Origin of the sequence: Streptomyces sp. NPDC060000 (assembly GCF_042737375.1) — a bacterium.
GTDB lineage: Bacteria > Actinomycetota > Actinomycetes > Streptomycetales > Streptomycetaceae > Streptomyces.
In genome coordinates this window covers 1-21,483 of sequence record NZ_JBHWUU010000035.1, presented here as the reverse complement: position 1 = coordinate 21,483, position 21,483 = coordinate 1, and the positions used below count along the sequence as shown (strand labels likewise).

General features: G+C 71.7%; 19 protein-coding genes and 1 pseudogene. 7 read left to right on the top strand and 13 right to left on the bottom strand.

The window, feature by feature from the left end; all coding sequences use genetic code 11:
- Positions 1–5: 5 nt before the first annotated feature.
- Together ACFWBB_RS19830 and ACFWBB_RS19825 are read left to right on the top strand one after the other, a co-directional pair.
- Positions 6–1,979 carry a fumarate reductase/succinate dehydrogenase flavoprotein subunit gene (locus ACFWBB_RS19830; protein WP_385273750.1) on the top strand — a complete coding sequence of 658 codons (1,974 nt, stop codon included), beginning with the start codon at positions 6–8 and terminating at the stop codon, positions 1,977–1,979.
- Positions 1,976–2,746, top strand: coding sequence for a succinate dehydrogenase/fumarate reductase iron-sulfur subunit (locus ACFWBB_RS19825; protein WP_385273747.1), 771 nt, complete (start codon positions 1,976–1,978; stop codon positions 2,744–2,746). Before ACFWBB_RS19830 ends, ACFWBB_RS19825 begins: the two co-directional genes overlap by 4 nt.
- On the opposite strand, the gene ACFWBB_RS19820 is transcribed toward ACFWBB_RS19825, so the two are convergent.
- Positions 2,727–3,059, bottom strand: a complete 333-nt coding sequence (locus tag ACFWBB_RS19820) for a hypothetical protein (RefSeq protein WP_385273744.1) — start codon at positions 3,057–3,059, stop codon at positions 2,727–2,729. The genes ACFWBB_RS19825 and ACFWBB_RS19820 overlap by 20 nt on opposite strands.
- Positions 3,060–3,187: 128 nt before the next feature.
- Entirely contained in the window at positions 3,188–4,336 is a 1,149-nt protein-coding gene (locus ACFWBB_RS19815) for a hypothetical protein (protein WP_385273886.1), read from the bottom strand.
- Between the two features lie 533 nt (positions 4,337–4,869).
- Between ACFWBB_RS19815 and ACFWBB_RS19810 the strand changes: the two genes are divergently transcribed.
- Entirely contained in the window at positions 4,870–6,555 is a 1,686-nt protein-coding gene (locus tag ACFWBB_RS19810) for a hypothetical protein (RefSeq protein WP_385273741.1), read from the top strand.
- A 214-nt stretch (positions 6,556–6,769) separates the two neighbouring features.
- Here the strand turns inward: ACFWBB_RS19810 and ACFWBB_RS19805 are convergent, their stop codons facing one another.
- The 9 genes and pseudogenes from ACFWBB_RS19805 to ychF form a co-directional block, all read right to left on the bottom strand.
- Complete coding sequence (locus ACFWBB_RS19805; protein ID WP_385273738.1) at positions 6,770–9,418, bottom strand: SpoIIE family protein phosphatase; 2,649 nt, start codon at positions 9,416–9,418, stop codon at positions 6,770–6,772.
- A 270-nt stretch (positions 9,419–9,688) separates the two neighbouring features.
- Complete coding sequence (locus ACFWBB_RS19800) at positions 9,689–10,117, bottom strand: ATP-binding protein (protein ID WP_385273735.1); 429 nt, start codon at positions 10,115–10,117, stop codon at positions 9,689–9,691.
- A 323-nt stretch (positions 10,118–10,440) separates the two neighbouring features.
- A complete protein-coding gene (locus ACFWBB_RS19795) occupies positions 10,441–10,851 on the bottom strand; it encodes a (deoxy)nucleoside triphosphate pyrophosphohydrolase (RefSeq protein WP_385273732.1) in 411 nt (136 codons plus the stop codon).
- 30 nt (positions 10,852–10,881) lie between these two features.
- Positions 10,882–11,121: an SPOR domain-containing protein gene (locus tag ACFWBB_RS19790; protein ID WP_385273729.1), complete on the bottom strand. Its 240-nt coding sequence runs from the start codon at positions 11,119–11,121 to the stop codon at positions 10,882–10,884.
- Between the two features lie 467 nt (positions 11,122–11,588).
- Entirely contained in the window at positions 11,589–12,341 is a 753-nt protein-coding gene (locus ACFWBB_RS19785; RefSeq protein WP_385273726.1) for a GntR family transcriptional regulator, read from the bottom strand.
- A 147-nt stretch (positions 12,342–12,488) separates the two neighbouring features.
- The gene (locus ACFWBB_RS19780) at positions 12,489–13,844 is read right to left on the bottom strand and encodes a DUF4190 domain-containing protein (protein ID WP_385273723.1); all 1,356 of its coding nucleotides are present in this window, start codon (positions 13,842–13,844) and stop codon (positions 12,489–12,491) included.
- Positions 13,845–14,159: 315 nt separating this feature from the next.
- On the bottom strand, positions 14,160–14,369 hold the full coding sequence (locus tag ACFWBB_RS19775; protein WP_385273720.1) for a hypothetical protein: 210 nt from the start codon (positions 14,367–14,369) through the stop codon (positions 14,160–14,162).
- 390 nt (positions 14,370–14,759) lie between these two features.
- Positions 14,760–15,014 (bottom strand): annotated as a pseudogene (locus ACFWBB_RS19770) (Txe/YoeB family addiction module toxin).
- A 110-nt stretch (positions 15,015–15,124) separates the two neighbouring features.
- A complete protein-coding gene (gene ychF / locus ACFWBB_RS19765; protein WP_385273717.1) occupies positions 15,125–16,213 on the bottom strand; it encodes a redox-regulated ATPase YchF in 1,089 nt (362 codons plus the stop codon).
- A gap of 500 nt (positions 16,214–16,713) precedes the next feature.
- On the opposite strand from ychF, the gene ACFWBB_RS19760 reads away from it, so the two are divergent.
- Positions 16,714–17,103 (top strand): DUF6542 domain-containing protein, encoded by a 390-nt coding sequence (locus ACFWBB_RS19760; protein ID WP_385273714.1) that lies wholly within the window; start codon positions 16,714–16,716, stop codon positions 17,101–17,103.
- Here the strand turns inward: ACFWBB_RS19760 and ppgK are convergent.
- The gene (ppgK, locus tag ACFWBB_RS19755; RefSeq protein WP_385273711.1) at positions 17,100–17,867 is read right to left on the bottom strand and encodes a polyphosphate--glucose phosphotransferase; all 768 of its coding nucleotides are present in this window, start codon (positions 17,865–17,867) and stop codon (positions 17,100–17,102) included. The two genes, ACFWBB_RS19760 and ppgK, sit on opposite strands and share 4 nt — an antisense overlap.
- Before the next feature lie 48 nt (positions 17,868–17,915).
- Complete coding sequence (locus tag ACFWBB_RS19750; RefSeq protein WP_385273708.1) at positions 17,916–18,980, bottom strand: 4-hydroxy-3-methylbut-2-enyl diphosphate reductase; 1,065 nt, start codon at positions 18,978–18,980, stop codon at positions 17,916–17,918.
- A gap of 196 nt (positions 18,981–19,176) precedes the next feature.
- Here ACFWBB_RS19750 and xseA point away from each other — a divergent pair, with 196 nt between their 5' ends.
- From xseA to ACFWBB_RS19735, 3 genes are all read left to right on the top strand, one after another.
- Entirely contained in the window at positions 19,177–20,394 is a 1,218-nt protein-coding gene (gene xseA / locus ACFWBB_RS19745) for an exodeoxyribonuclease VII large subunit (RefSeq protein ID WP_385273705.1), read from the top strand.
- 25 nt (positions 20,395–20,419) lie between these two features.
- Positions 20,420–20,644 carry an exodeoxyribonuclease VII small subunit gene (locus tag ACFWBB_RS19740; protein WP_385273702.1) on the top strand — a complete coding sequence of 75 codons (225 nt, stop codon included), beginning with the start codon at positions 20,420–20,422 and terminating at the stop codon, positions 20,642–20,644.
- Between the two features lie 218 nt (positions 20,645–20,862).
- Positions 20,863–21,453 carry a malonic semialdehyde reductase gene (locus ACFWBB_RS19735; protein ID WP_385273699.1) on the top strand — a complete coding sequence of 197 codons (591 nt, stop codon included), beginning with the start codon at positions 20,863–20,865 and terminating at the stop codon, positions 21,451–21,453.
- Positions 21,454–21,483: the final 30 nt, after the last annotated feature.

Below are 21,483 nucleotides of genomic sequence, written 5' to 3'. Positions count from 1 at the left end.
TGCTGATGTCCGTGGTCGACCACCAGGAGTGGGACGTCGTCGTGGTCGGCGCGGGAGGCGCCGGGCTGCGTGCCGCCATCGAGGCCCGGGAACGCGGCGCCCGCACCGCCGTCATCTGCAAGTCGCTGTTCGGCAAGGCGCACACGGTGATGGCCGAGGGCGGCATCGCGGCGGCGATGGCCAACGCCAACGAGCACGACAACTGGCAGGTCCACTTCCGTGACACCCTGCGCGGCGGCAAGTTCCTCAACCAGTGGCGGATGGCCGAGCTGCACGCCCAGGAGGCCCCGGACCGGGTGTGGGAGCTGGAGACCTGGGGCGCCCTCTTCGACCGCACCAAGGACGGCCGGATCTCCCAGCGCAACTTCGGCGGTCACGAGTACCCGCGCCTCGCGCACGTCGGTGACCGTACCGGCCTGGAGCTGATCCGCACGCTCCAGCAGAAGATCGTCTCGCTCCAGCAGGAGGACCACCGCGAGACCGGCGACCACGAGTCCCGGCTGAAAATCTTCCAGGAGTGCACGGTCACCCGGGTCCTGAAAGACGGCGAGCGAAGCGAGATGGGGGTCCCCCCGGCCGAAGGCCGGGGGAGGGTCAGCGGGGTCTTCGCCTACGAGCGCGAGACCGGCCGGTTCTTCGTCCTCCAGGCGCCCTCCGTCGTCATCGCGACGGGCGGCATCGGCAAGTCCTTCAAGGTGACGTCGAACTCCTGGGAGTACACGGGCGACGGCCACGCGCTGGCCCTGCTCGCCGGTGCCCCGCTGCTCAACATGGAGTTCGTGCAGTTCCACCCGACGGGCATGGTCTGGCCGCCGTCGGTGAAGGGCATCCTCGTCACGGAGTCCGTCCGCGGCGACGGCGGGGTGCTCAGGAACTCCGAGGGAAAGCGCTTCATGTTCGACTACGTCCCCGACGTCTTCAAGGAGAAGTACGCCGAGTCGGAGGCGGAGGGCGACCGCTGGTACGAGGACCCGGACCACAACCGGCGACCACCGGAGCTGCTCCCGCGTGACGAGGTGGCCCGCGCGATCAACTCGGAGGTGAAGGCGGGCCGCGGCTCCCCGCACGGCGGGGTCTTCCTGGACGTGTCGACGCGGATGCCCGCCGAGGTCATCAAGCGCCGGCTGCCCTCCATGTACCACCAGTTCAAGGAGCTGGCCGACGTCGACATCACGGCGGAGGCCATGGAGGTCGGACCGACCTGTCACTACGTGATGGGCGGCATCGCGGTCGACTCCGACACGGCGGCCGCCCGTGGGGTGCCGGGGCTGTTCGCGGCCGGCGAGGTGGCCGGCGGCATGCACGGCTCCAACCGGCTCGGCGGCAACTCCCTCTCCGACCTCCTGGTGTTCGGCCGCCGGGCGGGACTGCACGCGGCGCGCCACACGGCGGACCTCGCCGGGGAGCGCCCGGCGGTGGACGACGAGCAGGTCGACGCGGCGGCCGCCGAGGCACTGCGGCCGTTCTCCGCGGAGGGCGCCGACGCCCCGGGCGGTCATCCGCCGGAGAACCCGTACACCCTCCACCAGGAACTCCAGCAGACCATGAACGACCTGGTCGGCATCATCCGCCGCGAGGGCGAGATGGAACACGCCCTGGAGAAGCTGGCCGAGCTGCGGGTACGGGCCTGGCGGGCCGGCGTCGAGGGGCACCGGCAGTTCAACCCCGGCTGGCACCTCGCGCTCGACCTGCGGAACATGCTGCTGGTCAGCGAATGCGTGGCCCGGGCGGCCCTGGAACGCACCGAGTCGCGCGGCGGGCACACCCGCGAGGACCACCCGGCGATGGACCGCGCGTGGCGCAACATCAACCTGCTGTGCGCACCGGCCGACCCCACCGGCGACCCGGCGGCGGATCCCGTCCGCGGCCGGATCGCCCTCACCCGCGAGACCACCGAGCCCATCCGTCCCGACCTGCTCGCCCTCTTCGAGAAAGAGGAGCTGGTCAAGTACCTCACCGAAGAGGAGCTTTACGAGTGAGCAGCTACGAGGCCCGCTTCCGGGTGTGGCGGGGCGACGTCGAGGGCGGCGGCCTGAAGGACTTCGAGGTCGAGGTGAACGACGGTGAGGTCGTCCTGGACATCATTCACCGGCTCCAGTCCACCCAGGCGCCCGATCTCGCCGTCCGCTGGAACTGCAAGGCGGGCAAGTGCGGTTCGTGTTCCGCTGAGATCAACGGGCGGCCCCGGCTGCTGTGCATGACCCGCATGTCGGTGTTCGGCCGCGAGGAGACGATCACCGTCACGCCGCTGCGCGCCTTCCCGGTGATCCGCGATCTCGTCACGGACGTCGGCTTCAACTACCGGAAGGCACGGGAGGTCCCGGCGTTCGTGCCGCCCGAGGGGGTCGGCCCCGGCGAGTACCGGATGTTCCAGGAGGACGTGGACCGGTCACAGGAGTTCCGCAAGTGCATCGAGTGCTTCCTGTGCCAGGACACCTGCCATGTCGTCCGCGACCACGAGGAGAACAAGACGGCGTTCGCGGGCCCGCGCTTCCTCATGCGGATCGCCGAACTGGACATGCACCCGCTGGACGCCGCCGAGGAGAGCGGCCTGGACCGCCGGCGCACGGCCCAGGACGAACACGGCCTCGGCTACTGCAACATCACCAAGTGCTGTACGGAGGTCTGCCCCGAGGGCATCAAGATCACGGACAACGCGCTGATCCCCCTGAAGGAACGCGCCGCCGACCGCAAGTACGACCCACTGGTGTGGCTGGGGTCGAAGATCAGGAGGCGGTCGTCGTAGACGCCGGGGGCAGCCGGGGCGTGCGGCCGGGTCGCCGGGCGAGCGACTGCACGCCCAGCCCGGCGAGGTTGACGGCCATCCCGGCGAGCGGGACGTAGAAGTTCACCGCCGTGCCGCCGGGGGCCAGCGGGCCCAGGAACACGAAGAGGCTCAGGCCGAGGGCGCTCATCAGGGCGCCGGCACCCCACAGTCTCGGCCGCAGTACCCGGCTGCGGCCGAACGGCGGCACCCACTCCAGGGTGACGGCCGCGATGCCGAGCACCGCCATGACCGTCACACAGACGGCGATCGTCCCCACCAGCGCCCAGTACATGCGCTCAGGATCCCAGCAACTCCCTTGAGCGCAAGGGATTTGACTCCGAGATGGCCCGCATTTCCGCCGGCCTCGGGAAGTCACCGTCCAGCAGCGTCGACGAGCCCGCGACGAGGGAGAGCGGGGGCCTACCGGACCCAGTCCTCCCGGTACGACCTCCAGTCCTGCTCGGTCGCCGCGAAGTCCACGTACGCCGCGACGCCGAAGTTCTCGCGGTCGGCGTCGGTACGGGACAGGCCCAGCCGGACGCCCCGGACGGCCGCGGCGACGGTCTCGGCGTGGTTCCAGTGGCCGAACCGGTTCTCGTGGTAGAAGGGCAGGCCCATCAGCAGGTCGGTGGAGGCCGGGGTGACCTCCAGGGCGAGCGAGGTCTGCTGGGCGACGTATCCGCCGTAGGTGCTCTGCAGCGGCTGGATGGTGTCGTACGACATCACGGCGATCTGGTCCACGCGGCGGGCGACCTGGCCGAAGAACCGCTGCGACCACCACTTGGGGTGACCGGTGGTCGCGCCCCAGAAGGAGTGGAAGCCGGGGACCGGATCGATCTGGTGGGCGGCGACGGAGAGTTGCGCGCCGCGGGCGCGGGTGACTGCGCGCAGGGAGTCCAGGAGGGTGAGGTAGTCGCCGTCGTCGGAGTGCAGGGGCTCGAGATCGAAGTGGGCGCCCTGGAAACCGGCGTCGAGTATGCCCCGGGTGGACCGCACGACCGCGGCGCGGGTCCCGGCCCGCTCCAGCCGCATGCCGTCCGGGCTCTCGCTGGCGAGGACGTCGCCGAGCCAGGCCTGCACGCGGAGCTTCGGCGCTTCCCGGTGGACGGCGGCTATGAACCGACGCGCGCCGGCGTACGCGGACGCGGGGAGCGTGCCGTCGTGCTCCAGGGGGCCGGCGTGGACGTACAGGTCGCGGATGCCGGTGTCCTCGAGGCGGCCGGCCAGTGCCTCGACGTCGGCGTCGGTCTTACGGCCGTCGACCCAGGCGTGGCCCAGCCAGATGGCGTCCTTGTCACGGGTGTACGTGCCGTCGGACGGGTCCCCCAGGTAGTTCACGCGGAGGGCGGCCTCGGCGGCGAGGACCGGGCCGAGGAGGAGCAGGACGAGGACGAGGGCGGAGCGGCGCACCAGCCGCCCACGACGCCTGCGCGGGCGCGCCCCCTCCGCGGCGCCGGGACCGCCACCCTCACTCCCGTCCCCACCGGCACCACTGCCGTCCCGACCGGCGCCCCTTCCGTCGACACCGGCACCGCTGCCGTCGGGACCGCCGGCATCGCTTCCGTCGATATTGGTACCGCTGCCGTCGACACCGTCGGCGCCACTTCCGTCCGCCCCGCCGGCGCCACTTTCATCGGCACCGTCGACGCCGCTTCCCTTTGCACCGGCACCGCCGGCCCGGCTTCCATCGGCTCCGCGGGCGCGGCTCCCGTCCCCGTCGGCGTCGTCGGCGCCATCGCCGCCGTCCTTACCGACAGCAGCCCCCGCGTCACCGTCGTCGTCCGCTGCGGGTGACCCGACCCGCTCGTCCGCCGTTGCCGCGGCCGTGCCCGTACGCGGCCCGGGGCCCGCCGCCGTCCCCGTCCCCGTCTCCGCAGGCGTCCCCGTCCCAGTCCTCGTCCTCCTCTCCACCACCGTCCCCGCCGCCTTCTCCGTCTCCGCGACCACCCCCGCCGTCTTCTCCGCCTTCTCTGTTTCCGTCTCCGTCTGCCCCGGTGGGCCTTCCATCGCGGTTCCCCCCTCGCGTGTTGTTCCGCCCCACCACCCCCAGGTCGGGTGCATCCCGGTCGCGTGGCCGTAATCGCGGCCATACGCTCCCGAATGTGACCTCTTCCTTGCTCCGGGGCCGGCCGCGGCGTGCCAAGTCGCACATATCCGTGCGGGTGGCGCATGCCGTGCTGGGCGGTGCCGTCGGGGTCGTGTGGCTGGTGTTGCCAGGGATGACGTCGGGTGGCGACGCTCCGGTTGCGATCAAGAACCCGGCGCCCGGCGCGAGCGCCGCCGCGGCCGCGGACGGCGGGAGGGCCACCGTCGATCTGGTGCTGCCGCTCGTGGCGGTCGGCGCGGCAGGCGCGGCCGCCGGGTACGGGTACGTACGACGCGTCCGGCGGGCCCGCGTGCGGACGACTCCCGGCGGGACCGGCGACGCACCGCCGCCGAAGCCGTCGTCGTCTCCCGCCGCCCTCGACGAACAGGCCCGCGAGGCGCTGGTCGAGGCCGACAACAGGGTCCGGGCCGCGCGCACCGAACTCGACTTCGTCGAAGCACTGCGCACGGCGGAGGCGCTGGAACCCTTCCGCCGGACGGTGCACGAGGCGGAGAGCGAACTCGCCGCCGCGTTCCGAATGCGGCAGCGGTACGACGAGGGAGTCCCGGCGGAGGAGGAGGCCCGGGGGCACGCGCTCGCCGGGATCGTCGGGCGGTGCGACGAGGCCGGACGGCGGCTGGACGCCGTGGCCGGTGAGTTCGGGCGGTTGCGGGCGCTGGACCAGGGGGTGGATGAGGCGTTGGGGGTCGCCGAGGGCCTGTTCCGGGAGCTCGCGGGGCGTACGGGGGCCTCGGAGGCCGTCCTCGCCGGTCTTCGGGCCCGGTACGCGCCGACCGCCACCGCGTCCGTCACCGGAAGCGTCGAACAGGCCAAGGACCGACTGGTGTTCGCCACCGTGCGGCTCAACCAGGCCCGGCAGTCCGCCGACTCGGGGCGACCGGAGCGGGCGGCCCGGCAACTGCGCGCCGCCGAGGGCGCGGTCGCCCAGGCCGCCGTCCTCGTCGAGGGTGTCGACCGGCTGGCCGAGGAACTGCGATCGGCCGAGCAGACCGTCCCGGCCGCCCTCACGGGCGCGGAGGCGGAACTGGCCCGCGCCCGGCGACAGACGCCCCCGCACACCGGCACCGCGCCGAGCGGTCCCCTCGGCGGCACGAAGGCGCAGCCCTCGGGCCCGCCCCGTCCGTCCCCGGGTCCGGACGGCCCACCGCCCACCGACGCGGCGGCGCGATCAGTGGCGCTGCTGCATGCCGATGCCGTGCTCGGGTCGGTACGGCAGGAGGTGACCGGGGGGCGGCCCTGGGATCCGGTCGAGGTGCTGCGCCGTATCGTGCGGGCGACCGCGCCGGTCGCCCCGGGGCGGGCCGGGGTGCTGCCGGCCGCCGCCCTGATCACCGCGCGTTCCGCCACCGCCGCCGCGGCCGATTTCGTCGCGACGCACCGGGGCGCGGTCGGCGCCGCGGCGCGTACCCGGCTGGCGGAGGCGGAACGGCTCCTCGCGACGGGGGACCCGGCGGACCGTCCGCCCGCCGAGATCCTCGCCCTGGAGGCCCGGGAGCTGGCCGAGCGCGACGTACGGGCGCACGGAAACCCGTACCCGGGGGACCCGGGGGCCGGAGGCACCGCGGAAGGTACGGCGGGCACCGGCGGGGCGGTGCTCGGTGGCATCGTCCCGGCCGAGGACCCCGAGAACGGAACACCCGCAGGCTTCGCCGGCCCGGCACAGCCCGCCGGGGCGCAGTGAGCCCAGGGGCCTCAGGGCCCGGCGCCAGGTCTCCCGCAGCAAGCCCAGGGGTCACAACCGGCCCTCGAGCCACGGCCCGTTCGTGTGGCGGGTGGTCAGGACGGCTCTGGCTGAGCGGGTCCCGTTCCGCGACGGCCGTGAAGGGGGAGGTCGCGTCCGTCGCGGTGAGGGAGGCCGGGTCGCCCGCGATCCGGGGCCGCCCGTCGGGGCGGGTTCAGAACAGGCTCAGCAACGCCTCCGCCGGGTCCGCCAGTCTCGTCTCGCCGTCCGGCAGGGGGAGTTCGAACCACACCGTCTTCCCGCGCGGGGTGCGGCGCGAGCCCCAGGCCGCCGACAGCAGGCCCACGAGCTGGAGGCCCCGGCCGCCCTCGTCGGTGTCCTGGGCGCGGCGGCGGCGCGGCTGGACGAGGCCCGCGTCCCAGACCTCGCACACCAGCGTCCGGTCGAGGAGCAGCCGTAGCCTGATCTCACCCTCGCCGTACCGCAGCGCGTTCGTGACCAGCTCACTGACCAGCAACTCCGTCGTGTCGACGAGGGGTTCGAGGCCCCAGGACACCAACTGGCCGCGGGCGTACTCCCTCGCCCGGCCCACGCTGCGCGGCTCGCGCGGCAGGGTCCAGTCGCCGACCGAGTCGGCGGGCAGGCCCTGCACCCGGGCCATCAGCAGCGCGATGTCGTCCTCGCCGTGGTGCGAGTCGAGGGTGTTGAGGACGTGGTCGCAAACGTCCTCCAGTGGGGCGGAGGGGTCGGTGAGAGCCCCTACGAACGCGTTGAGTCCCTCGTCCAGCGGATGGTCGCGCGATTCGACCAGTCCATCCGTGTAGAGCGCCAGCAGAGCACCCTCGGGAAGGTCGACCTCCACCTCCTCGAAGGGCTCGCCGCCCACGCCGAGCGGCATGCCCGGCGGCACGTCGAGCATCAGCGCCGGCTCACCGGGTTCGACGAGCACCGGGGGCAGATGCCCCGCGTTGGCGAACGTGCAGCGCCGGGTCACCGAGTCGTACACCGCGTACACGCAGGTCGCGAGATACACCTCGGACAGGTCGGCCTCACGGGGGCGGCGGGCGGCCCGGGTGGCCTGCTGGACGCCTCCCGGGGTGCCGAGGCCACGGGCGATCTCGTCCAGCGCGGAGAGCACCTCGGCCGGTTCCAGGTCCAGCAGCGCCAACGTTCTGACCGCCGTGCGGAGTTCACCCATCGCGACCGCCGCCCGCAGGCCGCGGCCCATCACGTCGCCCACCACAAGCGCCGTACGGTGGCCGGGGAGTTCGATGACGTCGAACCAGTCGCCGCCGACCTCGCTGGGGCGTCCGGTGGAGGCGCTGCCGGGAAGATAGCGGCAGGCGATGTCCAGGCCCGACGCCACCGGGTCCCCGGGCGGCAGCAGCGACCGTTGCAGTATCAACGCCCGTTCGTGCTCCCGGCGGTACAGGCGCGCGTTGTCGATACAGACCGCCGCCCGCGCGGCCAGTTCCACGGCCAGATCGCGGTCCCGGTCGCCGAACGGCTCGCTGCCCTTCGTCCGCGAGAACTGCGCGAGGCCGACGACGGTGTCGTGGGCCACCATCGGCACGGCGAGGGTGGACTGCACGAGGCCGCCGTCCTCGCCGGGGATGGCCTGCGGGCGGGCGGTGCGCAGCGCGTCCGCGCAGGGCGAGTTGAACGGGAAGTGGTGGACCGCGCCGACCGCGACGGGCGCGCCGGTGCCGGCGAAGGGGGCGTCGGAGACGGCGGAGGAGAAGGCGACCCGGCGCAGTTCGGCGCTGCCGTCGGCGAGGCCGGGCGGGGTCTCGTCGCCGGCCAGGAGCCCCTGGTAGAGGTCCACGGTGGCGAGATCGCAGAAGCCGGGCACGACGACGTCGAGGAGTTCGCGCGCGGTCGTCTCCAGGTCGAGGGAGTTCCCTATGCGGGCGCCCGCGTCGTTCAGCAGGGCGAGATTGCGCCGGGCCGCGGCGGCCTCGCGGGCGGCGGCGCGGCGGGCGGTGATGTCGGTGCCCAGCCAGGCGATACCGATGGGACGGCCGGTGCCGCCGTGCACCCGGTAGAGGTTGATCGACCAGTGCCGGCGCTCGTCGGAGCCCGGCACGAAGCCGGTGACGTGCATGTCCGTGATGGAGTCGCCGGTCTGCAGGACTCGGCGCAGGGTCGCGCTGACCCGGTCGGCCTCGGACCGGGGCAGGTAGTCGTGGACGCCCTTGCCGCGGTGGTCGTCGGGGGTGCCGCCGAAGATGGAGGCGAACCGCTGGTTGGCGCGGCGGACCCGCAGGTCGGGATCGATCAGCAGGAAGCCGAACGGGGATTGGCCGAAAATGGCCTGCGAGGCGGCGAGGTCGGTCTCGATGCTGCGGAGGGTGCGGACGTCCACGACGATGCACACGGCGGCCTTCTCGCCGTCCATGCTGCGCGTCGGCATGACGTACACCTCGGCGAGACCCTTCTCGCCGCGTCCGCCGCCGGGCACCGGGTCCGGCATCCGGAACGGGACCACGCCGGTCCACTCCCGCCCGTCGAGGATCTCGGCCATCTTGCGCTGACCGCGCTCGCGCAGGTCGGGGTCGATGAACGCGTCGATGGGATCCATGCCGACGGCCCGGTCGGCGGAGATGCCGAAGATCTGCTCGGCGCGCAGACTCCACTGGTCGACGAGGCCATCGGGGCCGATCGAGAACGAGGCGACCTTGATGTAGTCGTAGATCGAGCCGGGCGGACTGCTCTGCCACATGGCGTCACCGGGCGTCGCCAGTTCGCCCGGGCCGTCGGCGGGGCCGTGCGCGGCGTCGGCGGCGAGCGCACTCGCGGCCTTCACCCTCGCGCCGCCCGACGGGTCCTCGGACTCCGTGGCCTTCGCTGGTATCTCGCTCACGCGAACCGTCCCCTCCAGCTCACCGCGTCCGGCACCGGTCACCGGCGGCGGCTGCCCGCAGTATCCAGCACTACGGGGCCGCACGACACGGTGTTCACGATCACAGCACGGTCCAGGCGTTTTTTGGACCGTCCCGCGACAACACTTCCAGTCTTCTAACCAGCGGACACGTCCTCGAATCACCTCATCTGCGACGGGTCGGCGACCGGAACCGAACGGGCGACACCGCAAGCCCCGCTGTACACCGGCTCATCCCCGCGAGGCGCCCCGTCAATCCGGCACCGCCAGTTCGAACCAGACCGTCTTGCCGGTGCCTCCGGGCCGGGTACCCCAGCGGCGCGCGGAGGAGGCCACCAGTTGCAGTCCGCGCCCGCTCTCGTCCTCGGGCCGGGCGACCCGCTCGCGGGGCGGGTCCGGCAGCGGGTCGGAGACCTCGACCACCAGGACGCCGGTCAGGCCGGCGGGGCGGACCAGACGCACACCGATGGGGCCGGTCGCGTGCCGCAGGGCGTTGGTGACCAGCTCGCTGACCAGCAGCGCCGCGATGTCGCTCACGCTGTCCAGGCCCCAGCCCTGCAGCTGACCGCGGACGGCGCGACGGGCGGTACGCACCGCGCCCGGGTCCGCGGGGAACGTCCACTCGGCGCGGTCGCCGTCGGTGTCGATCACGCCGATCACTTCCCGGGCCAGCGAGTACACCCATGTCCGGTTTCGTGGGGTTAATGGGCCCATACCCGATATTGGGGAGGCAGTACCGCGCGGCAGGGCGCACTGTGGCACGAACGGCGTACGCGCCGACGCACTCCCCACCCCGAGCGCCCCGTTCGACCCGACCCGATCCCGACGCGCCCCGGATCGACACGACGGGGCCCGACGCGCCCGGTACAGCGGGCCCCGGCTCTGTGGACCCCGGCTCCATGGGCCCACAGCTCCATGGGCCCCGGCTCCGTGGACCCCGGTTCAGTCCCGGGGTCAACTGGACAGACCTCGGTCGAGCGGGCCCGGGTTCAACAGGCCTCGCTTCAGCGGGCTCCGGTGCCGAGCCTTGTGAGGGCTTCACGTACCGCGGGTACGTCCTGGTCGAGCCAGTCGACGTCCCAGATCTCGGCCGGGGTGAGCCAGCGCAGCGCGTCGTGGTCCTGGAGGGGTTCGGGGGCGGCGGAGCCGGGACGCAGCCGGGCGGTCCACACCTGCAGGACGTAGGGCGTCCGGAGCGGCCACTCCCCCGGGACGCGCTCCACGGTCTCGGCGTCGACGCCGAGTTCCTCGCGCAGTTCGCGCACGAGAGCCGCGTCGGGCGCCTCCCCCTCCTCGACCTTGCCACCGGGCAGTTCCCAGCGCCCGGCGAGTTCGGGGGGTGCGCTGCGGCGCGCGGCGAGCAGGCGGCCGGCGTCGAGCAGGGCGGCTCCCACCACCACGATCCGTTCCGTCATGCGCCGGAGCCTACGGGACCGGGCGGCACGTCAGTTCCGGGTGCCGTCCCCGTTGGGTCCCTGGGCCTGCGCCTGCTCCTGCGGCTGGTCCTGGCTCCGTCCCTGGCCGATGCGCTCGACCCAGTAGAGCTGTTTGTGGCCGCGGCTGTCGAGGCTGTCCGCGGTCTTCTGGGCCTCGGCCCGGCTCGCGTACCTGCCCACCCGGTAGCGGTTGCCGTTGTCGTCCTGCCGTATGACGTGCCAGGGCAGAGAGGTGGTGCTGTCGTTCATCGCGTCCCACGCCCCCTTCTCGCCCCGGCCCGCCCGGATCCCGTCCGCGGCACGCCTCGCGCCCCGCCTTCTGAGGAAACCGCAATCCGCATATGCCCGAGCGTACGCCTTACCTTTACGCACCGAACACGACTTTGCACAAAGAGGTACGCAACCAGCCAAGACGCAGGGGGCGCACGGGACCGAACGCGCCGTCCGCGCGCCGAGATGCGTCCGGTCGGCGGGGTTCCGGGCACCTACTGGACGACCTGCGGGAACATCCGGAAACGACCGGATTCCGACGGCGCTCGGCCGGGCCCACGGCGGGCCGATACCGGGGGCAACTGCCGGAAGGGTGTGCGCCGCCCGAGCGAATGCGCTACCGCCCCGGAGAGTACTGCCGCGTGCCGCCGCCTCCACGTCTTGCACGGCCTTCACCGGTGCGCCCGTGCCACCGGGCGGCGGCCCCGGCCCCGCGCGCCGGCGGGCTACCTCACCGGCAGGTGGTACGCGACCCGGTATCGGTCGGCCGGAATCACCACGTCGGCCGTCTCGACCGGGCGGCCCGAGGCGTAATACGTGCGCTGGACGACGAGCACGACATGCCCCGGGACGCCGCCCAGGGCGTGAAGCTCCTCGGCGAGCCCCGGCCGGGCGCCGACCTCCTCCGTCACGTTGTCGACGATCACGTCGATGGCGCGCATCCGCTCCACGACGCCCATGCCGCCGAGCGGGCCCTCCTCGGGCAGCATCACGGGCGTACGGCCGGTGACGGAGAGGGGCTCCCAGGAGGTGGAGAGCATCATCGTCTCCCCGGCCTCCCGGAAGACGTACCTCGTACACATCACGCGGTCGCCGGACGCGATGCCGAGCCGCTCGGCGACGCAGACGCTCGCCTCGGCCTGCTCACTGCGGGACTCCCACGTCCCCCGGATGTGCGCCTCGGCCTGCTCCTGCCGGAACGGCGTGGCCCCGCTCACGGGGCGGTAGCCGGAGCGGGCGATCCGGCGCGGCACCGGTCGCTCACGCACATACGTCCCCGAACCTGAGCGGCCCTCGACCAGCCCCTCGGCCATCAGCACCTTGCGCGCCTCGAGGGCGACGGTGTCGGAGACGCCGTACTCCTCGCGGATTCTCGCCTGGGAAGGGAGCCGGGTGTGCGGCGGCAGCGACCCGTCGGCGATCTTCTTGCGGAGATCACCCGCGACACGCAGATACGCCGGCTGCTCACCGAATGTCACTGGCCACTCCCATCAGGTTGTACAGACAGCTACAGCCTGGCAACCATGGGTTGTACCGTGCAAGCAAAGGCCAGAGAATCACTCGATGTGATGACATGTGCTGGTGAAACGCTTTACCCAGGCACTTTCTCCCCGTTGGGGACGCGATCACACATCCAGGCCGCTGTCGCTGTCGCCCCCGCCCGTGCCGCCGCTCCCGCTGTCGGAGTCCTCGTCGTAGGTGGGCACGGTGGTGGCGAGGCCCAGAGCCTTGCGGGCGGTGACCGTGGTGGCCCCGTCGACGTATTCGTAGGCCTTGTCGTAGTGCTCGTAGAAGCCGTCGGCGTCGGTGGCCTTCTCCGCCGCCGCCCACTCCTTGCCCGCGTCCCGCATGTCCTTCAGCAGGGCGGCCATGGGCTTTTTCCGGGCTTCCGTCTCCCAGAGGTGTGTGCCCAGCTGGTCCGCCTGATCGCCGGTCACATCACCGGTTTCACCGGCCCAGGTGCGGTTGCTCGCGAGGTCCTTCTCGGCGCGCTCCTCCGGCTCCTCGAAGAGGACCTCGTCGACGGCGGCCATCGCCTCGAGGAAGGCGAACTGGTCGGCGTCGAGCGTCGTCGCGTCGGCGCGCAGCGAGCCGGTCAGGGTGCCCTTCTCGTCCACGTTGGCGAAGACGCAGGTGATCTCGCGGTCGCCCCAGCTCCAGCTGTCGGCGGTGGGCGTGAGGTAGTAGATGTCGACCTCGTCGGTCAGCGCCCAGGGGTCCATCGCGTAGACGTCCCGCAGCGTGTAGCACTTGTCCTCGGCCACGTCCGTGACGTGGTCGTCGCCCGGGAAGTCGCTGCCGGACAGCGGGACCGAGGCGAACACCTCGGCGTCGTGCTCACCGGAGCAGGCCACCTCGTCGACGTCGTAGACGTCCTCCTCGAAGGTCTCGCCCGGCACGTCGAAACAGTCGCCCTTGACGAGCGAGAAGCTGGAGTTGCCGCTCGCGCCCTCCTTGAAGCCGTCCCAGAAGTCGGAGGCGCCGCTCGTGGACAGCGCGAGGATCCACACCGCGAGTCCGAGCGAGGACAGGACGGTGCCCGCGATCGCCATCGCCTTGCCGCGCTCCCCCTTCTTGCTGATCTGGACCAGCGCGATGATCCCGAGGAGCAGCCCGACGCCCGGCAGGAAGCAGAGGAGGCCGAGGACGAGGGATGCGATGGCCACGCCGTTGACCGGCGAGGGCCGGCCGTAGGGGCTGTAGCCCTGCCCCCAGACGGGATAGGGCACCGCACCGTAGGGGGCCTGCGGATACGGACCCGGACCCATCGGACCCGGACCCATCGGACCCGGACCCATCGGACCCGCGGGTCCCTGCGGGCCGTGGGGACCCTGACCGTAGGGGCCCTGCGGATGGGGGCCCTGCGGATGGGGGCCCGGCGGGGGCGGGGCGAACGGGTCCTGCGGATACGGGCTCTGCGGCTGCGGAGACTGGTACGGGTCCTGGGGCGGGTGCGGCCCGGGAGGCGGGGGTATGGACACGAGTACCGTGCTCCTGGTTCAGACGGATCAGGCAGTTGTACGACTGCGCGCATCGTAAGCGCCCCACCAGCGGGGACGGAACGGAGAATCCGTTGGGCCGCCGCCCCCGTCTCGCCGACGAGCACCTTCCGGGTGCAGTCCCGGACCAGGCCATGGAAGGACGACCGGGCCGGGGTGTCCTCCCTGGGGCGAACCGCTTCACGACCGTGCTGAGCGCGGCGGCATCCGGTTGAGGGAGTGACCTGGCGCCACCCCGAGAGCCCGGTCTCGCCACCTGTGGGGCGTGACCGGGCTCTCGGGAATCCGGCGACTCCCCTACCAGTAGGTGCGAGTGATCTCCTCAGGCAGCCGGCCCTGCCGCTGCCACTCCTGGAAAATCACGGATGCCGCGATCAGGAAAGAGCGCCGAATTTCCGGATCGGAATCGGGTTGCTCGACATTTCCCACGCTCGCCCTGAGGAGCATGTCGCCGACCACGATCCCCCGCACCGTACAGGGCCGGGCGACTGCTTCCTCGGCGTCCATGAGGATATTCCCGATGGCACCCTCTCCGGTTTCCCACGCATAGACAGATCCCGTTTCGACGGAACGGACTCTCCTGCACGTAAGTGTTGATGTCACAGGTCATTCCACCAGTTCGCTTACGCCAGGGATCGAGTCACCGAAACGATATCCCCGCGTCGAGCCCGTGCCTCGACGAGGCGGGGCGGGGCGGCCAGGGAGGCACTTGTCGACGAAGGCGCCCGCGCCGCCGTTCTCACCGGTGAACGCGTCGTGCGCGTCTCCCAGGAACACGAACGGTGACTCGAGGACGTCGACGAAGGCGTCACCGAAGATGCCGAGTGCTTCGCCGAGGCTGTCGACGCGGTCGTTGGGGTCGCCGGGGGTCGTGCCCCGCCACGGACAGCCCGGCGGTCAGTGGTGATAGCGGGCAGCGAGGATGACGATCTCCTTGTCCGTGACCAGGTACACAAGGCGGTGCTCGTCGTCGATCCGCCTCGACCACGCGCCGGGCAAGTGGTATTTGAGCGGCTCGGGCTTGCCGATCCCCGTGACGGGGTCACGCTTGACGTCCTCGATGAGCTTGTTGATCCGAGCGAGCATTTTGCGGTCGCTCTTGAGCCAGGACGTTTAGTCCTCCCGGCCCTGCTCCTCGAAGACAAGCCTCACGCAACACCCTCAGCACCGTACGGGAGCGACGAAGGGGCCGAGCCCACGAGCAGGCTCGGCCCCGAATCCACACGTCAAACCAATCGCATCAACGCACAGTAACGCCTCGATCACACATTGAAGCGGAACTCCACCACGTCGCCGTCCTGCATGACGTAGTCCTTGCCTTCCATGCGGGCCTTGCCCTTGGCGCGGGCCTCGGCCACCGAGCCGGTCTCCACCAGGTCGGCGAAGGAGATGACCTCCGCCTTGATGAAGCCCTTCTGGAAGTCGGTGTGGATGACGCCGGCGGCCTCGGGGGCGGTGGCGCCCTTCTTGATCGTCCAGGCGCGGGACTCCTTGGGGCCGGCCGTGAGGTACGTCTGGAGGCCGAGGGTGTTGAAGCCGACGCGGGCGAGGGTGGTGAGGCCGGGCTCCTCGGCGCCGACCGACTCCAGCAGCTCCATCGCGTCCTCCTCGTCCAGCTCGGCGAGGTCCTGCTCCAGCTTGGCGTTGAGGAAGATCGCCTCGGCGGGGGCGACCAGGGCGCGCTGCTCGGCCTTGAAGTCCTCGTCGACCAGTTCGTCCTCGTCGACGTTGAAGACGTAGAGGAAGGGTTTTGTAGTGAGCAGGTGCAGGTCGTGCAGGAGCTCCTCGTTGCCGGAGCCCTGGACGATGCCCGCGGAGAAGAGGGTGTCGCCCTTCTCCAGGATCTCCTTCGCCGACTCGACCGCCGTGACCTTCGCGGCCACTTCCTTCTTGATCCGCGACTCCTTCTGGAGGCGGGGCAGGACCTTCTCGATCGTCTGGAGGTCCGCGAGGATCAGTTCGGTGTTGATCGTCTCGATGTCGTCCTTGGGCGAGACCTTGCCGTCGACATGGACGACGTTCTCGTCCTTGAAGGCGCGGATGACCTGGCAGATCGCGTCGGACTCGCGGATGTTCGCGAGGAACTTGTTGCCGAGGCCCTCGCCCTCCGAAGCGCCCTTCACGATGCCGGCGATGTCGACGAAGTCCACCGTCGCCGGGAGGATCCGCTGCGAGGAGAAGATCTCGGCCAGCTTCGTGAGACGGGCGTCCGGGACGCCGACCACGCCGACGTTCGGCTCGATCGTGGCGAACGGGTAGTTGGCCGCCAGCACGTCGTTCTTGGTCAGGGCGTTGAACAGGGTCGACTTGCCGACATTCGGCAGACCGACGATTCCGATCGTGAGCGACACGTTGCGACTTCCCGTGGTGAGAGGGTCGGAGGGCCAGTTCCCGAAGTGAGAGGGCCAGGGGCCAGAGAGCTGACCGGTCCACCAGTTTACGGCGTGCCGGGCGCCGGCCCGGCGGACCTGTCGAACGCTCGGCCAAGCTCCGCCCCACGGCGTGTCCGACACCCGATTCGGCACATAAACCGACCTAAGTTGGTCCGGTGGAGCAACACAGGACGCGACCCAGGACCCGAGGCATCCGCCGCGACGCCCCACCCCTGCCGCCGTTGCCGCCGCAGCCGGGCCGGGATCCTGTCCACAGGCAGCCACGCCCCGCGGGCGGGGGCATCGGGGCGGGAGCCGGGGCCGGGGCCGACCGCGGGGGTGCCCGGTCCGCCGCCCCGCTCTCCAACGGGAATCGGCCCTCCCCCGCGGGGCGGGGCGGCTACCGGCCCTTTCCCGCAGGGCGACGGCCCGTGCCGCCCCCGGTGCGGAGCGCGCGAACGGTGCCGGCCCTGCGCCGGATGCCGAACCCCCGGCTCACCGGACTGGGCGGCGGACTGTTCAGCGGGGTGCTGATGTTCGCGGTCGGCTGCCTGGACCTGCTGCTGTTCGGTGCCTCACTGACGGTGTACGGCGTGCTGTTCCTGCCGGTGTGCCTGCTGACCGCCCTGTGGGTGCGCGGAAGCGACCTGCTGTCTGCGCCGGTGGTCGTCCCGATCGCCTTCGCCGTGGGGCTCCTGCCCGTGGCCGGGGGCGGGCACGGCACCGGGGCGCGGCTGATGGGGCTCGTGACGGCGCTGGCCACGCAGGTCGGCTGGCTGTACGGCGGGACGCTCGTGGCCGGAGCGGTCGTGCTGGCGCGCGGACTGCGGCGGTTCGCGGCCCGCCGGCAGGCCGCGAACCGCCGCTAGCCGGCCGCCACCGGAGACTGTTCCGCCTGCGCCGCCCGCATCGCCGCTCCCACGATTCCCGCGTTGTTCTGCAGCTCGGCCGGCACGATCTCCGCCCTGATGCCCTCGATGAGGTGCAGGAACTTGTCGGCCTTGCGGCTGACACCGCCGCCGATGATGAACAGCTCGGGCGAGAAGAGCATCTCGACGTGGGCGAGGTACTTGGTGACCCGGCGGGCCCAGTGCTCCCAGGTCAGTTCGCCGTCCTCCCTGGCCTTGCTGGACGCGCGCTTCTCGGCGTCGTGTCCGTGCAGCTCCAGGTGGCCGAGCTCGGTGTTGGGGACGAGCACGCCGTCGGCGAAGAGGGCGCTGCCGATGCCCGTGCCGAAGGTCAGCAGGATGACCGTGCCGCTGCGGTCGCGGCCGGCGCCGAAGGACATCTCCGCGACGCCCGCCGCGTCCGCGTCGTTGACCACCGTGACCGGCAGGCCGCCCAGCCGCTCGCTGAAGAGGGCACGCGCGTCCGTGTCGATCCAGCTCTTGTCGACGTTGGCCGCCGTACGGATCGTGGAGCCGCCGGTGACCACGCCCGGGAAGGTCAGGCCCACCGGTCCCGTCCACCCGAAGTGCTCGACGACCTGCCGCACGCCGTCGGCCACGCCCGAGGGCGTGGCCGGCTGCGGGGTGAGCACTTTGTGGCGCTCCTGAGCCAGGTCGCCCTTGTCCAGGTCCACAGGGGCGCCCTTGATCCCGGATCCGCCGATGTCCACGCCGAAGATCTGCATGGCCCTACGTTACGACGGTCGACGGCAGTCACTCCGCCGAGGTGTCCGTCAGCCGGCGTCCGCCGCCGTGTCGGACACCGCGCCGGACGCCGCCGCACCGGGCGCCGCGCCGCTGCCGCCGCGCCCGGCGGCCAGTGCCGCCGCCTCCTCGCGCAGGTCACGGCGGAGTTCCTTGGGCAGCGAGAAGGTGATGTGCTCCTCGGCGGCCTTGACGAGTTCGACGTCCCCGTAGCCGCGCTCGGTGAGCCAGGCCAGGACCTCCTCGACGAGGACCTCCGGGACGGAGGCGCCGGAGGTGACGCCCACCGTGGTCACGCCGTCCAGCCAGGCCTCGTCGATCTCGCTCGCGAAGTCCACCAGGTAGGCCTCGCGGGAGCCGGCCAGCTTGGCGACCTCGACGAGCCGCTTGGAGTTGGAGGAGTTGCGTGAGCCGACCACGATCACCAGCTCCGCCTCCGCGCCCATCTGCTTCACGGCGAGCTGCCGGTTCTGCGTGGCGTAGCAGATGTCGTCGCTGGGCGGGGAGATGAGCTGCGGGAACTTCTCCTTCAGGGCGTCGACCGTCTCCATGGTCTCGTCGACCGAGAGGGTCGTCTGGGAGAGCCACACGATCTTCGACGGGTCGCGGACCTCGACCTTGGCGACGTCCTCGGGGCCGTCGACGAGCTGGATGTGCTCGGGGGCCTCGCCGGAGGTGCCGATGACCTCCTCGTGGCCCTCGTGCCCGATCAGGAGGATGTCGTAGTCCTCGTTGGCGAAGCGGACGGCTTCCTTGTGGACCTTGGTGACCAGGGGGCAGGTCGCGTCGATGGTGGCCAGCCGCCCGCGCGCGGCCTCCTCGTGGACGACGGGGGCGACACCGTGCGCGGAGAACATGACGATGTTGCCCGGCGGGACCTCCTCCGTCCGTTCGACGAAGACGGCGCCCTTACGCTCCAGGGTCTGCACGACGTACTTGTTGTGGACGATCTCGTGCCGGACGTAGACCGGCGCCCCGTACTGCTCCAGGGCCTTCTCGACGGCGATCACGGCACGGTCGACGCCCGCGCAGTAGCCCCGGGGAGCGGCGAGCAGGACACGGCGGCGGCCAGGCGAAGCAGTCATGCGTCCCATCGTAAGGCCGTGTCCGGCCACGGTCGGCGTACCTGGGGGCCGCCGCCCCCACACCCCCGCACCGGCCCGGGGCCGGCCTCGTCCGCGAACGCCGGACGGGCTGGCTCGCCGTGACCTGTGTCTGAGAAGCGGGGGCTGACCGGCCTTCGGTGAACGCTCACCGGGGTTGTCAGTCGTGGCCGATAGTCTCGGGCGCATGGCTGTGAACACGTCCGCGGACGCGCCGTTGCCCGTCGGCGAGGTCTCGCGGCTCATCGGGAGCTGGATCGACCGGCTCGGCGCGGTGTGGGTCGAGGGGCAGATCACCCAGTTGTCGCGGCGCCCTGGTGCCGGCGTGGTCTTTCTGACGCTGCGGGACCCGTCGCACGACATCTCGGTGAGCGTGACCTGCTACCGCCAGGTCTTCGACGCGGTCGCGGACGTCGTCGGCGAGGGCGCGCGGGTCGTCGTCCACGCGAAGCCGGAGTGGTACGCGCCGCGCGGCCAGCTGTCGCTGCGGGCCGTCGAGATAAGGCCGGTGGGGGTCGGTGAGCTGCTGGCGCGGCTGGAGCAGCTGAAGAAGTCACTGGCGGCGGAGGGGCTCTTCGCACCCGCGCGGAAGAAGCCGCTGCCCTTCCTGCCGCAGCTCGTCGGGCTGGTGTGCGGGCGGGCGTCCGCCGCCGAGCGGGACGTCCTGGAGAACGCCCGGCACCGCTGGCCCGCCGTCCGCTTCGAGGTGCGCAACGTCGCCGTACAGGGTGTGCACGCGGTGACACAGGTCGTCCAGGCGGTGAAGGAGCTGGACGGCCTGCCCGAGGTGGACGTGATCATCGTCGCGCGTGGCGGTGGCAGCGTGGAGGATCTGCTGCCGTTCTCCGACGAGCAGCTGGTCCGGGCGGTCGCGGCCTGCCGTACGCCGGTCGTCTCGGCGATCGGGCACGAGCCGGACAATCCGCTGCTCGATCACGTGGCCGACCTGCGTGCCTCGACGCCGACCGACGCCGCGAAGAAGGTCGTACCGGACGTCGGCGAGGAACTGGAGCGGGTACGGATGCTGCGGGGGCGGGCGCGGCGCTGCGCGCAGGCGCTCCTGGAACGGGAGGAGCGCGGGCTCGCCCACGCCCTCGCGCGGCCCGCGATACAGGATCCGCACCGGATGATCGACGAGCGGGCCGATCACGTCTCCTCGCTCGTGGACCGCTCACGGCGCACGCTCGGGCATCTCCTGGACCGCGCCGACTCGGAGCTGACGCACACACACGCACGCGTGGTGGCGCTGTCGCCGGCCGCGACGCTGAAGCGGGGGTACGCGGTGCTGCAGAAGGCCGACGGGCACGTGGTCCGGGATCCGGCCGAGGTGACGGCCGACGAGACGCTGCGCGCACGGGTCGCCGAGGGCGAGTTCACCGTTCGGGTCGACGACGTCGACAACTAGCACAACGACGACTGGGAATGAGTGCATGACGAGCAAGACGGACGAGGCGCTCGGCTACGAGCAGGCCCGCGACGAGCTGATCGAGGTCGTACGGCGCCTGGAGGCGGGGGGCACGACGCTGGAGGAGTCCCTCGCCCTCTGGGAACGCGGTGAGGAGCTGGCCAAGGTGTGCCGACGCTGGCTGGAGGGCGCCCGGGCGCGGCTGGACGCCGCACTGGCCGGGGAGGAGGAAGCCGAAGAGGGGGAGTGACCCGGCACATCCGGGAAGCGGGGCTGCGAAGCGCCCGGGAAGCAGGGTCCGGAAAGCAGGGCTGCGAAGCAGGTCCGGGAAGCGGGACTGTGAAGCGGATCACCCCACCCCGGCCTTTGTTGAACTTTGAACCTTCCCCGCGTACTGTCGGTGCCGTCAGCCTATCCGGACCACGGTCCGGTACTGGATCCGGACGCCACCCCCGAGGAAGTCCCCGCATGTCTCTCGTTCTTGACGCCACCGCCCAGGACCTGCTGTTCCGCGAGGCCCGCACCGCGAACACCTTCACCGACGAGCCGGTGACCGACGAGCAGGTCCAGGCGATCTACGACCTCGTCAAGTACGGCCCGACGGCGTTCAACCAGAGCCCGGTGCGCATCACCCTGGTCCGCTCCGCCGAGGCCCGCGAGCGCCTCGTGCAGCACATGGCCGAGGGCAACCAGGCCAAGACCGCCACCGCCCCGCTGGTCGCGATCATCTCCGCGGACAACGAGTTCCACGAGGAGCTGCCGACCCTGTTCCCGGCCTTCCCGCAGGCCAAGGAGCTGTTCTTCAGCGAGCGTCCGGCCCGTGAGGGTGCCGCCGCGCTGAACGCCGCCCTCCAGGCCGCGTACTTCATCATCGGCGTCCGCGCCGCCGGTCTGGCCGCCGGCCCGATGACCGGCGTGGACCTCGAGGGTGTCCGCAAGGAGTTCCTGGACGACGACCACACCCCGCTGATGGTCATCAACATCGGCAAGCCGGGCGAGGGCGCCTCCTACCCGCGCTCCCCGCGCCTGGCGTACGACGAGGTCGTCACCACCGTCTGAGAGCGCTGACGCGCGAGGAGGCCCCGGCAC

What these genes read in the sequence shown, in the direction of transcription:
- ACFWBB_RS19760 (WP_385273714.1), top strand. Translation starts at nt 16,714, where the DNA reads ATGCCGAACCCCCGGCTCACCGGACTGGGCGGCGGACTGTTCAGCGGG.
- ACFWBB_RS19795 (WP_385273732.1), bottom strand. Translation starts at nt 10,851, where the DNA reads ATGACGGAACGGATCGTGGTGGTGGGAGCCGCCCTGCTCGACGCCGGC.
- xseA (WP_385273705.1), top strand. Translation starts at nt 19,177, where the DNA reads ATGGCTGTGAACACGTCCGCGGACGCGCCGTTGCCCGTCGGCGAGGTC.
- ACFWBB_RS19775 (WP_385273720.1), bottom strand. Translation starts at nt 14,369, where the DNA reads ATGGACGCCGAGGAAGCAGTCGCCCGGCCCTGTACGGTGCGGGGGATC.
- ACFWBB_RS19750 (WP_385273708.1), bottom strand. Translation starts at nt 18,980, where the DNA reads ATGGGACGCATGACTGCTTCGCCTGGCCGCCGCCGTGTCCTGCTCGCC.
- ppgK (WP_385273711.1), bottom strand. Translation starts at nt 17,867, where the DNA reads ATGCAGATCTTCGGCGTGGACATCGGCGGATCCGGGATCAAGGGCGCC.
- ACFWBB_RS19790 (WP_385273729.1), bottom strand. Translation starts at nt 11,121, where the DNA reads ATGAACGACAGCACCACCTCTCTGCCCTGGCACGTCATACGGCAGGAC.
- ACFWBB_RS19820 (WP_385273744.1), bottom strand. Translation starts at nt 3,059, where the DNA reads ATGTACTGGGCGCTGGTGGGGACGATCGCCGTCTGTGTGACGGTCATG.
- ACFWBB_RS19830 (WP_385273750.1), top strand. Translation starts at nt 6, where the DNA reads ATGTCCGTGGTCGACCACCAGGAGTGGGACGTCGTCGTGGTCGGCGCG.
- ACFWBB_RS19735 (WP_385273699.1), top strand. Translation starts at nt 20,863, where the DNA reads ATGTCTCTCGTTCTTGACGCCACCGCCCAGGACCTGCTGTTCCGCGAG.
- ACFWBB_RS19740 (WP_385273702.1), top strand. Translation starts at nt 20,420, where the DNA reads ATGACGAGCAAGACGGACGAGGCGCTCGGCTACGAGCAGGCCCGCGAC.